Here is a 13,584-nt window from a genome sequence, read left to right on the forward strand (position 1 = left end):
CCGGTTTGAGCTGCGGGCCGTCTCTGGCTGGTCGCGCCCACGCGGCGGAGCCGCATATGTCACTGCCCCGCGCCCCTTTCGGGGCGCTTCACGCACCCGACCTCCGGAGGAGGCACGCCCCCTGATGTCCGAAGTCCTCAAGGCGCCGCTGACCGTCGAATTCCCCTTCACCCGCTCCCTCGGTCCCGTCCAGAGCGCTTTCCTGACCGGACTGCGGGAACGGGCCGTCCTCGGTGTGCGAACCGCAGACGGCCGCACCCTCGTCCCACCCGTCGAGTACGACCCCGTCACCGCCGAGGAGATACGCGACCTCGTTGAGGTCGCCTCCACCGGCACCGTCACCACCTGGGCCTGGAACCACGCCCCCCGCCGAGGCCAGCCCCTCGACACCCCCTTCGCCTGGGCCCTGGTCCGCCTCGACGGCGCCGACACAGCCCTGCTGCACGCCCTCGACGCCCCGGGCCCGGAGCACGTCCACACGGGCATGCGGGTCCGCGTCCGCTGGGCGGAGCACCGCACCGGCGCCATCACCGACATCGCCTGCTTCGAGCCGTACGACGGCGAGAGCGCCCAACCCACCGGCCACACAGGCCAGTTCGAGGACCCGGTCACCGGCATCGTCGCGCACGCCCGGCTCGACTACACCTACAGCCCCGGCCGCGCCCAGTCCGCCTACATCAAGGCACTCTCGGACCGGCGGACCGTCGGCGAACGCTGCCCGTCCTGCCGCAAGGTGTACGTCCCACCCCGCGGCGCCTGCCCCACCTGCGGCGTCGCCACCGGGGAACAGGTCGAGGTCGGCCCGCGCGGCACGGTCACCACGTTCTGCATCGTCAACATCAAGGCGAAGAACCTGGACATCGAAGTCCCGTACGTCTACGCCCACATCGCCCTCGACGGAGCCGACCTCGCCCTGCACGGACGCATCGGCGGCATCCCGTACGACCAGGTCCGGATGGGCCTGCGGGTCGAACCCGTGTGGACCGAGGACAGCCGCTACCCCGACCACTACCGGCCCACCGGCGAACCCGACGCGGACTACGAGACCTACAAGGAGCTGCTGTGACCCGCGACATCGCCGTCGTCGCCTTCGCGCAGAACGGCCACCGGCGCACCAGCGACGAGTTCTCCGAGGTCGAGATGCTCATGCCGGTCCTGCACGAGGTGCTGGACCGCACCGGCCTGAAGACCGCCGACATCGGCTTCACCTGCTCCGGCTCCAGCGACTACCTCGCTGGCCGCGCCTTCTCCTTCACGCTCGCCCTGGACGGGGTGGGCGCCTGGCCGCCGATCTCCGAGTCGCACGTCGAGATGGACGGCGCCTGGGCGCTGTACGAGGCGTGGACCAAGCTGCTGACGGGGGAGACGGACACCGCCCTCGTGTACGCGTACGGCAAGTCCTCGCCCGGCCCCGTACGGGACGTCCTCACCCGCCAGCTCGACCCCTACTACGTCGCCCCGCTGTGGCCCGACTCCGTCGCCCTCGCCGCCCTCCAGGCCCAGGCGCTCATCGACGCGGGCGAGACCGACGAGCCCGCCCTCGCGGCCGTGGCGGCCCGCAGCCGCGCGGCGGCCCAGGACAACCCGCACGCCCAGCTGCGGGGTCCGGTGCCGCACGGGGAGTACGTCGTACGGCCCCTGCGCACCGGCGACTGCCCGCCCATCGGCGACGGTGCCGCCGCCGTGATCCTCGCCGCCGGGGAGCGCGCCCGCGAGCTGTGCGCCCACCCCGCCTGGATCCGCGGCATCGACCACCGCATCGAGGCGCACGGCCTCGGCGTCCGTGACCTCACCGACTCGCCCTCCACCCGCCTGGCCGCCGAGCGGGCCGGAGCCTTCGAACGCCCCGTCGACACGGCCGAGCTGCACGCACCCTTCACCGCCCAGGAGATCGTCCTGCGCAAGGCGCTGCGCCTCGACGACACCGTGTCCGTCAACCCGTCCGGCGGCGCGCTCGCCGCCCACCCGATCATGGCCGCCGGTCTCGTCCGCATCGGCGAGGCGGCCACGCGCATCCACCGGGGCGAGTCCGACCGGGCCCTCGCCCACGCCACGTCCGGCCCCTGTCTGCAACAGAACCTGGTCGCCGTACTCGAAGGGGATTCCCGATGAGCAAGGAGCCCGTGGCCGTCGTAGGCGTCGGCCAGACCAAGCACGTGGCGGCACGCCGGGACGTCTCCATCGCCGGGCTCGTCCGGGAGGCGGCCCGAAGGGCCCTCGACGACGCCGAACTGACCTGGGCCGACATCGACGCCGTGGTCATCGGCAAGGCGCCCGACTTCTTCGAGGGCGTGATGATGCCGGAGCTGTATCTGGCGGACGCGCTGGGCGCGGTCGGCAAGCCGATGCTCCGGGTGCACACCGCGGGCTCGGTCGGTGGCTCCACCGCCCTGGTCGCCGCCCAGCTCGTCGCCGCCCGCGTGCACGCCACCGTCCTCACCCTCGCCTTCGAGAAGCAGTCCGAGTCCAACGCCATGTGGGGCCTGTCCCTGCCGATCCCGTTCCAGCAGCCGCTGCTGGCCGGGGCGGGCGGCTTCTTCGCCCCGCACGTGCGGGCGTACATGCGGCGCAGCGGCGCACCCGACGCGATCGGCTCGCTCGTGGCGTACAAGGACCGGCGCAACGCCCTGAAGAACCCCTACGCCCATCTCCACGAGCACGACATCACCCTGGAGAAGGTCCAGGCCTCGCCGATGCTCTGGGACCCGATCCGCTACTCGGAGACCTGCCCGTCCTCCGACGGCGCCTGCGCCATGGTCCTCACCGACCGCGCGGGAGCCGCCCGCGCCCCCCGCCCGCCCGCCTGGATGCTCGGCGGCGCGATGCGCAGCGAACCCACCCTCTTCGCGGGGAAGGACTTCGTCTCGCCGCGGGCCGGCCGGGACTGCGCCGCCGACGTCTACCGGCAGGCCCAGATCGCCGACCCGCGCCGGGACATCGACGCCGCCGAGATCTACGTACCGTTCTCCTGGTACGAGCCGATGTGGCTGGAGAACCTCGGCTTCGCCGCCGAGGGCGAGGGCTGGAAGCTCACCGAGTCCGGGGTGACCGAACTGGACGGGGACCTGCCGGTCAACATGTCGGGCGGCGTGCTGTCCACCAACCCCATCGGCGCCTCCGGCATGATCCGCTTCGCGGAGGCGGCCCTGCAGGTGCGCGGGCTGGCGGGCGACCACCAGGTGGACGGCGCCCGCAAGGTGCTCGGGCACGCGTACGGCGGCGGCTCGCAGTTCTTCTCGATGTGGCTGGTGGGAGCGCAGCCGCCGGACGCCTGAAAGGTCCCCCTCACGTGGCCTGTTGACACCGGGGGCCGATCGCTAGGCTGGCCGCGGACGACGAGTCGGGAGGAGCACGGACGTGGCCGAGACCACCACCCAGCAGCAGCCGCTCATGGGCTGGGACAAGCCGGAACTGGACCTGAGCAACGCCGAATGGCAGTCCAGCAGCCGCGGCCTGGGGGATGTCCAGATCGCCTTTGTCGAGGGCTTCATCGCCATGCGCAACAGCGGCCGCCCGGAGAGCCCCTCCCTGATCTTCACCCCCGACGAGTGGGGCGCGTTCGTGTCGGGCGCGCGCGAAGGCGAGTTCGACCTGACCTGAGGCCGCCCGGGCGAACCGGGTGGACGGGCCGATCCGGGGGTGTTCCGCCCGATTTTCCGGACACGCGTCCCTGTGAGCCCTCCCCGGGCCGAGGCCTGAGCGAGGCTGGCCCCGGGAAGGGGTGGGTCGCCACTCCGGAGGTGAGGAACATGAACACCCTGCCGGTCATCGCGGCGTTCGACGGGTCGGACGACAGCCTGCGGGCCCTGGACTGGGCCCTCGACGCCGCCCGCAGGCGCGGCGCGCCGCTGCGGGTGGTGCATGTGCGGCAGTACGCCGTCCGGGTGCCCGCCGGTGTCGAGGTCGCCCGGCTGCCGGAGCCGGAGGACGACCCGGTGCTCGCCCGGGCCCGCGCGTACGTCGCCGAGCGCGCCGAGGGGCTGCTCGTGGAGTACCTCGGCCCGGAGGGCACACCGGCCGCCGTGCTGCCCGAACTGGGCGCCGAGGCCCAGCTGTTGGTGCTCGGCGCGCGGGGCCGGGGCGGCTTCGCGAGGCTCCTGCTCGGCTCCAACGGCCTCGCGGTGGCCCGGGACGCCGAGTGCCCGGTCGTCGTGGTGCCCCGGCCCGGCCGCGAGGTCGACGACGCCCCGCCGCAGGAACCGGGACCCCGGGTGGTCGTCGGCCTCAACGTGGACGGCCCGGACGACGCCGCCCTCGCCTTCGCATTCCAGGAGGGCGCCCTGCGCGACGCCCGCCTGCAGGTGGTCGCCGCCTACCCGTGGCCGGTGCAGCTCTGGGCGGGTGGCGCGGGCGAGCTGCTGCCGACCGGCATCGACCAGGACGCCGTCGAGAGCGAGACACGCGTCCTCGCGGAGGGCTTCCTCGCCCCGCACCGCCGGCGCCACCCCGACGTCCGGGCGGAACCGTACGTGGCCCCCGGCGACGCCGCCGCCCACCTCGTGGCGAACTCCCTGGACGCCGACCTGGTCGTCGTCGGCCGCCACCGCCGCCGCCTGCTCGCCCCCGCCCGCATGATGGGCTCGGTCACCCTTGCCGTACTGCTGCACGCGGCGAGCCCGGTGGCGGTGGTGCCGCCCGCGCCGCCGGAGGAGTGAAGCCACCCGCGAGCTAATGATTGCCTCGGCCCATATCATTAGCGCCATGCAGGACTCGACCAGCGGGGACGCCCGGCTCGCGCTCGACCTCGCCCTGACCATCCGGCACGACGGACACGGCGGCGTCGCCGACGACCTGACCGACTCCGAGGGGCTCACCACCTGGGTGCGCTCCCATCCCGACGCCCTGCCCGGCGCCGGTGCCTCCACCGCCGACGCCGAGACGCTCGCCGCCGTCCGCGAGGTGCGCGCGGCCGTCCGCGCCCTCTTCGCCCGCGCGGTACGCCCGGCCGCCCCGAGCCCCGCCGACGCGGCCCGCCTGCTGCCCGTACCGGAAGCCCTGGCCCGCCTGAACGCCGCGGCCGCCCGCGTCCCCACCGTTCCCGTCCTGCACTGGCCCGACGACGCCGAACCCGCCGTACACCACCACTCCGCACACGGTGACCATGACCTCGCGGCAGTGCTCGCGCGGGCCGCCATCGCCTTCCTCGCGAGCCCCGAACGCCACCGGCTGCGCGCCTGCCACGCCCCTCGCTGCGTGCGCTACTTCCTGAAGGAGCACCCCCGGCAGGAGTGGTGCAAACCGTCCTGCGGCAACCGCGCCCGGGTGGCCCGCCACCACGAACGGCACAAAAAGTCCGTCTAGCCGCCGACCTCCGCCGCAACGGAGTCCCGCCTGCCCGACGCCGACGACCTGCGGGCACGTACCATGGCGGCATGTCGTTCCTCCGCCGCCGCAGTGCCACCCCCGCCGGGCCCGACTTCGACGTGCTGGCCATGGACCCGGGCGACTGGCCCGGCAATCTGGGCGCGGGCCTGCTGCCCGCCCCCGACGGCACCTGCCAGGGCGTCTTCCTGCGCTACGACCTGTTCGGCGGCCGCGGCCCCGCGATGATCATCGGCAACCTGCCCGAGGGCTCCCCGGCCCGCGAGGTCGCCGAGGGGCAGGTCCCGTTCGAGGTGGCCCAGCTGCTGCTGGCCCTGGAGAACGACGAGGAGGTGACGGTCGTCGGCACCGAGGACGTGCCGGTGATGCAGGGCGACAATCTCCTCATCGTGCGCCGCCTGAAGCTCTCCGAGAGCCGGATCTCCTGCGTGCAGTTCGACCGCAGCGACAACGTCCTGGTCACCATCGCCGCCTGGGACCGCCCCATCACCGACGACCTGTACACCCTGCTGAAGCCGCTCCCGGCGGAACTGTTCCAGCAGGGCTGAGCCGCTACGACGACACCGTCACGTCGGCCGCCCGGACGCAGCCGGTACGGCAGCGGGGACACCGGCTGGGCGGGCACTCCCGCCGGGTAGGCGGACGGCCGGGTAGGCGCGGCCGTACACCGGGACGCCGTCCAGACCGTGCTTCGGCGTGATGACCAGGCCCTTCGCGGGGACCGCGGTCGGCGCCCTCGCCGGGTTGCGCAACCACGCCTGCTGCCCCAGGTACCAGATCGCCGTCCAGTCGCCCTGGCGTCCGGCCACCGCGAACTGCTGGCCCGTGGAGACCCTCGCCGGGCCCGGAAGGACACGTAGGTCGGGTCCTGCACGAGGTCCAGGACGCCCTCCCCGGCAAAGCAGCCTCCTGGGGCGGTTGGGCGCCATCATGCAACCCAGGAGGCGATTTCCCCGGTCAGGGCAGGGTTGTGGGAGTTTCGTGGCGGCGGCCGACGGGCCTGCGGGGCGTCAGCGGCGTACACCAATGAACCGGTCCGCGACGGCCCTGCCCCGGACGCGACGAGGTCCGCGGTGCGCCGCTGTCCTTGGCGCACCGCGAACCGTCATCCCCCTTCAGCGAGTGCCGACCGCCGCGCGCACGGCCCGGCGGGCCAGCTGGCAGTCGTCGTGCAGCCGCCGCAGCAGCAGCCGCTGCTCCTCGCCGGACGGCGCGGCACCCGGATGCGCCACTCCCGGTGCCGCCGGGGTCGCGTCGTGCATCGAACGCTGCACGGCCGTCTCGTACGTACGGATCTCGCGGGTCAGTACGAGCATCAGGTTGACCAGGAACGCGTCCCGCGAGGCCGGCCCCGCGGACTGGGCGATCTGGCTGATGTGCCGCCGCGCGGCGGGGGCGTCGCCGAGCACCGACCACAGGGTGGCCAGGTCGTACCCCGGCAGGTACCAGCCGGCGTGCTCCCAGTCCACCAGGACCGGTCCCGCGGGCGAGAGCAGGATGTTCGACAGCAGCGCGTCGCCGTGGCAGAACTGGCCCATGCCCTGCCGCCCCGCGGCGAGCGCGATGCCGTGCAGCAGCTTCTGCAGGTCGCCCAGGTCCCGGTCGGTGAGCAGCCCCAGCTCGTGGTACCGGGAGATCCGGGCCGCGTAGTCCAGCGGCGCGTCGAACGTGCCCGCGGGGGGCCGCCAGGCGTTCAGGCGGCAGATCGCGCTCAGCGCCTGCCGGATGTCCGCGCGCGGCGGTGCCTCCGCCGGGTGCCGCTGGAGTGCCGCCGCCCGTCCCGGCATCCGCTCGATGACCAGGGTGCAGTTGTCCGGGTCCGCCGCGATCAGCCGGGGCGCCCGCACGGGCGGGCGGTGCCGGACGAACGAGCGGTATGCCGCTATCTCGTGGCGGATCCGCTCCGCCCACGCCGGGGATTGGTCCAGTAAACATTTGGCGACGGCCGTACTGCGTCCTGTGGTACCGACCAGCAGCACGGACCGTCCGCTGCGCCGCAGCACCTGCACCGGGGTGAACTCCGGGCAGATCCGGTGCACCGAGGCGATCGCCGTACGCAGTTGGGCGCCCTGGGGGCCGGACAAGTCGAGTCTCCCGCTGAGCGGTTGGGTGCCGAGCCCCGCGGGGCGCCGCGTCCGGCCCGCACCGAGCACGGGGGCCGTCGGGCGTGCGGGGGCGAGGTAGGGGCCGCCGCCGCCCGGCAGCGGGGGCTCTCCCGGCCTGGGGGAGGCGGGAGCCGCGGGGCGCGGGCGCAGCGGCCGGGGCGGGGCGGACACGGAGGACGATGCTGCGTACATGGGCGAGACAGATCCCTTCGTGTGCCTGCGACGTCATGACGCCACCCGAACCGACCGCCCGGGTGCACCCTGGGGAATGCACCAGCCGTATCAGGACGGCGACCGGGTCGGGGTGGCGCGTTCCTACCTGACACCCGATGCCCCGTGGCACACCATCTGGCGCACCCTGGCGAACCCTGGCGAATAGTCGCCCGGCAACTCGCCCCGGGCTACTGTCAACTCAGCCGAGAACCTGGGGGCTTGACGTGAGCGGACAACCCAACACCCGCCTTGCGGACCTGTTCGGCCTGGCCGGCTGGTCCAAGGGCGAGCTCGCGAGGCTGGTCAACAAGCAGGCGGCGGCCATGGGCCATCCCCAGCTGGCGACCGACACCTCACGGGTGCGGCGGTGGATCGACATGGGAGAGATCCCGCGTGATCCGGTGCCGCGGGTGCTGGCGGCTCTGTTCACCGAGCGTCTCGGCCGTGTCGTGACCATCGAGGACCTCGGTCTGGTCCGGCACGGGCGTACGGGGAAGCGGCAGGGCGGCGGGAGTGTGGAGCATCCCGACGGTGTGCCGTGGGCGCCCGAACGGACCGCTGCGGTCCTCACCGAATTCACGGGAATGGACCTCATGCTCAACCGACGCGGCTTGGTGGGCGCGGGCGCCGCGCTCGCCGCGGGATCCGCACTCAGCAGCGCCATGTACGACTGGCTGCACACCGATCCGGCCCTGGCGGCCGACGCTCCCCATCTCGACGACCCCCTGCACGCCGACCCCGCCGGGTTCGACCGCTATGAGGCCGCCCCCATCGGGTCCCAGGAGATCGAGGAACTGGAGCGCTCGGTCGAGGTGTTCCGCGCCTGGGACGCGGCCCGCGGCGGCGGGCTCCAGCGCAAGGCGGTCGTGGGCCAGCTCAACGAGGTGGGCGGGATGCTCGCCTACCGTCACCCACCCCATCTGCAACGGCGCCTGTGGGGCGTCGCCGCCAACCTCGCCGTCCTCGCGGGCTGGATGTCGCACGACGTCGGCCTGGAGCCCACGGCCCAGAAGTACTTCGTCATCGCCGCCCATGCCGCGCGCGAGGGCGGCGACCGGCCCCGGGCCGGCGAGGCGCTCTCCCGGGCGGCCCGCCAGATGGTGCACCTGGGCCGGCCCGACGACGCGCTGGACCTGATGAAACTCGCCCAGTCCGGCTCCGGGGAGGAGGTACTGCCCCGCACCCGGGCGATGTTCCACACCATCGAGGCGTGGGCCCAGGCGTCCATGGGCAAGGGCCAGGCCATGCGCCGCACCCTCGGCCAGGCGGAGGACCTGTTCGTCTCCGACAAGGCGGACGTGCCGCCGCCCAGCTGGATGCAGCTGTTCAACGAGGCGGACCTGTACGGCATGCAGGCCCTTGCCTACCGCACGCTCGCGGAGTTCGAGCCGGGCGCGGCGACGTACGCCCAGTACTACGCGGACAAGGCGCTGGCGCTGCGGGTCGAAGCACAGCAGCGGTCGAAGATCTTCGACTTCCTGTCCATGGCCTCCGCCTGCTTCATCGCCGACGACCCCGAACAGGCAGACCGGTTCGCCCGCCTCGCCCTGATGTCGATGGGGCAGAACTCCTCCCGCCGCACCTGGGACCGGCTGCGCCAGATGTACCGGCTCACCGCCGAGTACGCCGAGTATCCGAAGATCCAGGAGCTGCGGGAGGAGATCAAGCTGGCGCTGCCGAAGACGAAGGGGAGGGGCGGCAACAGCTCACAGGTGTAGTTCGACTGTCCCCGCCTCTTACCACGCCACCTATCAACTGTCCCCTATGACGTGACCTTGGCGATCAGTACACAGGCGTCGTCCTCGCGTTCGGTGTCGCCGAACTCCTCCACCACCGTCCGCACGCAGTCCTGCGCGGTCCGTGCCGCTGCGAGGCGCGGGGCCAGGCCGGTGAGGCGGTGGGGGGACCCCCAGTCCCCGGGCACCAGCCCGTCGGTGTGCAGCAGGACAAGGTCGCCCACTTCGAGGGTCTCCTCGGCCTCGCCGTAGGCGGCACCCGAGGTCGCGCCGAGCAGGACGCCGTCCGGTGCGTCCAACCTGCGCCCCGTCCCGTTGCGGAACAGCAGCGGGGCGGGGTGCCCTGCTTGCGCCCACACCAGCGTGCGCGTCTCGGGGCGGTAGCGGCAGCAGACGGCGCTGCCGAGGGCGGGCGGGACGGTGGTGTCCAGCAGCTGGTTGAGCCAGGCCAGCAGCGTGCCTGGCCGGGTGCCCGCCATCGCCATGCCGCGCACCGCGCCGAGCAGCATCGCCATGCCCGACGTCACCGTGACGCCGTGACCGGTGAGGCCGCCGACGCTGAGCAGGGTCTCGCCGTCGGGAAGTTCCAGGGCGTCGTACCAGTCGCCGCCGACCGGCCCGCCGGCCGAGGAGGGCAGACAGCGGGCCGCCACGTCCAGGCTGCGCGGGCCCCGGTGCGGGAGCCGCAGGGTGCCGTGCCAGGGTGGCAGCACGGCCTCCTGCAGCTCGACCGCAAGCCGGTGCTCGGTCTGTGCGGCGTGCCGTCGGCGTTCGAGCGAGTCACGGGTCTCGCTCACCGCCTGCTGGCTGCGGCGCAGTTCGCTGACGTCCCGCAGCACGGCCCACATCGAGGCGGTGCTGCCGTCAGTGTCGAGCACGGGCTCGCCCATCATGTGCACGGTCCGCACCTCGCCGTCCGGCCGTACGATCCGGAACTCGCCGTCGATCCGCTTGGCGTCGACCAGGCAGTCCGTGACCATAGCGGTCAGCTTCGGCCGGTCCGCGTCCAGCACCAGCGAGGGCAGCTCGTCCAAGGTGAGCGGGGGAGCGGCGGGGTCGCGGCCGAGGATCTCGTGCAGCTCGCCGGACCAACTGGCCTGGTCCGTCAGCAGGTTCCACTCCGCGCTGCCGACCCGGCTGAGCAGTGACTCGCCCCGGGGAGCGGGCGGTGCCGCCCGTACCGGCTCGGCCTGAGCGGCCGGGGTCACGGGCGGTGGGCCGTCGCGCAGCTGGGCCAGGTGCTCGTCGAGATCGTTGAGCTGGTGCAGCGCGAGGTCGTAGAGTGCGCGCTGCCAACGATCCCGCGGGTCCGAACCGTCACTCTGTGCGTCCCGCCGTACGGCGTCCACGTCGCCCTTGAGCCGCCGCGTCTGCGATATCAGGGCGTCGACCGAACCGCGTCCTGGCGGCTGGGCGGCTGGGCGGTCCGCAGAGAGATGGGACGGCATGACGCACTCCGATGCGGGGACGGTACGGCCAAGGCTGACGGTGGGACCGTTACGACTGTTGCACAGCCCGCGACGCCCTGTAAGGGATTTGGCAACACACGATACGGTGGTGCTTCTGGCATATGCCACCGTCTACGCGGAGTGCTTGTGGCGTAGGTGGGGCGTACTCGGACGGCTGAGCAAGTCGTAGGTAGCGTACGTGAATTGACGGTCCGTCGGGGTGGGATCGTCGCGCTCATTCGGGTGTTCGACGTACGTGCGTTCCAGGTGTGCGTCGGGCGCCGGAACGAGGCCGTAAGAGCATGGACACCACTCTCCAGGGAGTACGCGGCCCGGCCGGGAGCGGTGACGTGCGCATCTGGCCGTGCGGACGCGCCCGTACGGTGCTGGAGTTCGACTGGCCGTGCGGGCTGGCGCTGCTCCCGTTCGACACCGCGGCCCTGCGCCGTTGCCTGCTGCGCACGTACGCGGTCGTCGCGGCCGGGGAGGAGGACGTCGCCGGAGCCGTCGATCGGGGGCTGAGCAGCCTGTTCGACGGGGTCTGACGTCGACGTCAGCCGCTGACGGCCGCGTACAGCTCCGGGCGCGCCGCGAGCTCGACGGTCACCCGGCCGCCGCTCTCCAGCGCCCGGACCCCGGCCTCGGCGACGGCGGAGGCCGCGTACCCGTCCCAGGCGCTCGGGCCGGTGACCCGCCCCTGCCGGGTGGCGTCGACCCAGGCCTGCACCTCGCGGTCGTAGGCGTCCGCGAAGCGTACGAGGTAGTCCCGCGGCACCTCCTCGCGGGCGCCGCCCTCCGCCGTGACGACCATCGCGCGGCCCTCCCCGATCCGGGCGCTGCCCGCCTCGCAGACGGCCTCGCAGCGCACCTGGTAGCCGAAGCCGCAGTTGACGAAGACCTCCACGTCGACCAGGGTGCCGCCCTCGGTCTCGAACAGCACGAACTGCGGGTCGAGCAGGCCCTCGGGGGCGTTCGCGGAGGGCTCAGGGCGCAGTACGGTCACAGCGGTCAGCTCCTGGCCGAGCAGCCAGCGCGCCGCGTCGATCTCGTGCGAGACCGAGCTGTTCACCAGCATCGCGCTGGTGAAGTCGGGTGGGGAGGAGACGTTGCGGTGGACGCAGTGCAGCATCAGCGGCCGCCCCAGACGGCCGCTGTCCAGCAGCGACTTGAGCTGCCGGTACTCGGCGTCGTACCGCCGCATGAAGCCGACCTGCGCCAGCCGCCGGCCGAGCCCGACCTCGGCCTCGACCACCCGCAGCGCGCCGGCCGACTCCGGCACCATGGGCTTCTCGCACAGCACCGGAAGGCCCCGCGCGAAGGCCGCGAGCAATGCCTCCTCGTGGGCGGGGCCGGGAGAGGCGATCAGTACGGCGTCGACGCCGGGCGCGTCCAGCGCGGCCTCCGTCTCCACGTGCACCGCGACCCCGTCGACACCGGCCACCGCCTCCTTCGCCCGTGCCGGGTCCGGGTCGGCCACGGCGGCCACCCTGGCGCCGCTCACCACCCGGTCCAGCCGCCGTATGTGGTCGGCTCCCATGTGTCCCGCGCCCAGTACCGCCACGCCCAGCAGCTCACCCACGTGCAGCCCTCCCGCTCCGCCGACTGTCCCGGCGTAGCGTAGGCGGAAGGGCCCGGGTGCCGTCAGTAGCGCAGTACCCCCGCGATGCCGTTGGCGTCGGCCAGCGTGCCGTCGGGGACGAAGCGGACGTCGGCGCCGGTCTCCAGGCACTGCTCCACGATCTCGTCGATGATGTCCTCACGGGCGTCACGATCGTCACCGGAGGCCGGGACGAGATGGCCGCCGTCGTCGCGCACGGTCACCCGGTAGTTCTCCTCGACGGCGAGCAGCCGGACCCGGGCCTCCCGGGCGTTCTGCCAGACCTCGTCCACGCCGGCCACGAACTCCTTGCGGCCCCGGGCCGATCCGAGTTCCTTCGTCACGGTGTCGATCGTTCTGAGGTCCTCGGCCTCGACCACCGGGCGCACGGCCTGCCACACGGCGTCCGGCGTGCCGTGCGAGAGGCCGCCGTGCGGGATGTGCACGGCGCGCCGGGTGACGTCCCCGATCTCGTCCAGGCAGGACAGCGCCGCCTGCTCACCGGTCACGTACAGCGGCCGCGGGTTGTCGCGCAGCACCGCGCCCATCGCCGTGTCGGTCTCCCGCAGGAAGTGCCGGGTGCCCTCGTCACGGAAGGTGCTCGGCATGTCACCGAACCGTTCCAGGCGCTCGGGGTCGAAGTTCTCGTTCCTGCGGGTCAGCGGGAAGCCACCGGTGCGCTCCTCGGTGACCCGGCCCCCGCCGCCGTTCCAGAGAGTGGCGCGGTCGGCCGAGACCGACAGCACCCAGAACGGCCGTTCGGACACCTGTGCGGAGACGAGGTTGCGGGTCAGGAAGGTGTCGGAGAGCACCACCCGCTCGGGCACGGTACGGGCGAGGGCCCACACCTGGTGCTCACCCGGGGCGGCGAAGATCACCAGGCCGTCCTCCGCGTGCGTCAGGTCGACCTCGCCGAGCGCCTGGTCGAGCTGGGCCGCCACATCGACACGCCGCTCCCGGGTCACCGCGGGGTCGGCCTCCAGCTGCTTCTTGGCCTCGGCCACCACATTGCGCAGCCGGACCCGGTCCTGCGCGTTGTACGGCTCCCTGCGATGCGTCGGCGTCAGCACGGACACCGCGGGGTAGGGGCGCGGTCGGCGCAGCTCGGCCAGGGCGGTGGGACTGAGTGCGTGCTCCATGACAGCACCATAGGGCCGATTCAC

At 73.1% G+C, this 13,584-nt stretch carries 13 protein-coding genes and 1 pseudogene; 9 read left to right on the top strand and 5 right to left on the bottom strand.

All coding sequences use genetic code 11. From position 1 onward, the window contains the following. Positions 1-124 precede the first annotated feature (124 nt). From KWI83_RS23735 to KWI83_RS23765, 7 genes are all read left to right on the top strand, one after another. Complete coding sequence (locus tag KWI83_RS23735) at positions 125-1,066, top strand: Zn-ribbon domain-containing OB-fold protein (protein WP_218516410.1); 942 nt, start codon at positions 125-127, stop codon at positions 1,064-1,066. Beyond that, complete coding sequence (locus KWI83_RS23740) at positions 1,063-2,112, top strand: thiolase domain-containing protein (RefSeq protein ID WP_218516411.1); 1,050 nt, start codon at positions 1,063-1,065, stop codon at positions 2,110-2,112. Before KWI83_RS23735 ends, KWI83_RS23740 begins: the two co-directional genes overlap by 4 nt. Continuing rightward, positions 2,109-3,275: a thiolase domain-containing protein gene (locus KWI83_RS23745; protein WP_218516412.1), complete on the top strand. Its 1,167-nt coding sequence runs from the start codon at positions 2,109-2,111 to the stop codon at positions 3,273-3,275. The genes KWI83_RS23740 and KWI83_RS23745 overlap by 4 nt, the downstream gene beginning before the upstream one ends. A gap of 82 nt (positions 3,276-3,357) precedes the next feature. Next, on the top strand, positions 3,358-3,600 hold the full coding sequence (locus KWI83_RS23750; protein ID WP_218516413.1) for a DUF397 domain-containing protein: 243 nt from the start codon (positions 3,358-3,360) through the stop codon (positions 3,598-3,600). A 149-nt stretch (positions 3,601-3,749) separates the two neighbouring features. Next, positions 3,750-4,655, top strand: coding sequence for a universal stress protein (locus KWI83_RS23755; protein WP_218516414.1), 906 nt, complete (start codon positions 3,750-3,752; stop codon positions 4,653-4,655). Positions 4,656-4,701: 46 nt separating this feature from the next. Next, on the top strand, positions 4,702-5,301 hold the full coding sequence (locus KWI83_RS23760) for an ABATE domain-containing protein (protein ID WP_218516415.1): 600 nt from the start codon (positions 4,702-4,704) through the stop codon (positions 5,299-5,301). A 71-nt stretch (positions 5,302-5,372) separates the two neighbouring features. Further along, positions 5,373-5,870: a hypothetical protein gene (locus KWI83_RS23765; RefSeq protein ID WP_218516416.1), complete on the top strand. Its 498-nt coding sequence runs from the start codon at positions 5,373-5,375 to the stop codon at positions 5,868-5,870. Between the two features lie 29 nt (positions 5,871-5,899). On the opposite strand, the pseudogene KWI83_RS23770 reads toward KWI83_RS23765, so the two are convergent. Continuing rightward, positions 5,900-6,161, bottom strand: a pseudogene (locus KWI83_RS23770) (N-acetylmuramoyl-L-alanine amidase); the annotation flags it as partial. A gap of 276 nt (positions 6,162-6,437) precedes the next feature. Next, entirely contained in the window at positions 6,438-7,619 is a 1,182-nt protein-coding gene (locus KWI83_RS23775; RefSeq protein WP_218516417.1) for an aminoglycoside phosphotransferase family protein, read from the bottom strand. 245 nt (positions 7,620-7,864) lie between these two features. Between KWI83_RS23775 and KWI83_RS23780 the strand changes: the two genes are divergently transcribed. After that, positions 7,865-9,358, top strand: coding sequence for a hypothetical protein (locus KWI83_RS23780; RefSeq protein WP_218516418.1), 1,494 nt, complete (start codon positions 7,865-7,867; stop codon positions 9,356-9,358). Between the two features lie 44 nt (positions 9,359-9,402). On the opposite strand, the gene KWI83_RS23785 is transcribed toward KWI83_RS23780, so the two are convergent. Further along, on the bottom strand, positions 9,403-10,824 hold the full coding sequence (locus KWI83_RS23785) for a PP2C family protein-serine/threonine phosphatase (protein ID WP_218516419.1): 1,422 nt from the start codon (positions 10,822-10,824) through the stop codon (positions 9,403-9,405). A gap of 302 nt (positions 10,825-11,126) precedes the next feature. On the opposite strand from KWI83_RS23785, the gene KWI83_RS23790 reads away from it, so the two are divergent. Further along, positions 11,127-11,369, top strand: a complete 243-nt coding sequence (locus KWI83_RS23790) for an SsgA family sporulation/cell division regulator (RefSeq protein ID WP_218516420.1) — start codon at positions 11,127-11,129, stop codon at positions 11,367-11,369. Between the two features lie 8 nt (positions 11,370-11,377). On the opposite strand, the gene KWI83_RS23795 is transcribed toward KWI83_RS23790, so the two are convergent. Then, entirely contained in the window at positions 11,378-12,403 is a 1,026-nt protein-coding gene (locus KWI83_RS23795; protein ID WP_218516421.1) for a Gfo/Idh/MocA family protein, read from the bottom strand. A 62-nt stretch (positions 12,404-12,465) separates the two neighbouring features. Continuing rightward, positions 12,466-13,560 carry a chemotaxis protein gene (locus KWI83_RS23800; RefSeq protein WP_218516422.1) on the bottom strand — a complete coding sequence of 365 codons (1,095 nt, stop codon included), beginning with the start codon at positions 13,558-13,560 and terminating at the stop codon, positions 12,466-12,468. Positions 13,561-13,584: the final 24 nt, after the last annotated feature.

Origin of the sequence: Streptomyces sp. TRM70350 (assembly GCF_019219825.1) — a bacterium.
Lineage (GTDB): Bacteria > Actinomycetota > Actinomycetes > Streptomycetales > Streptomycetaceae > Streptomyces.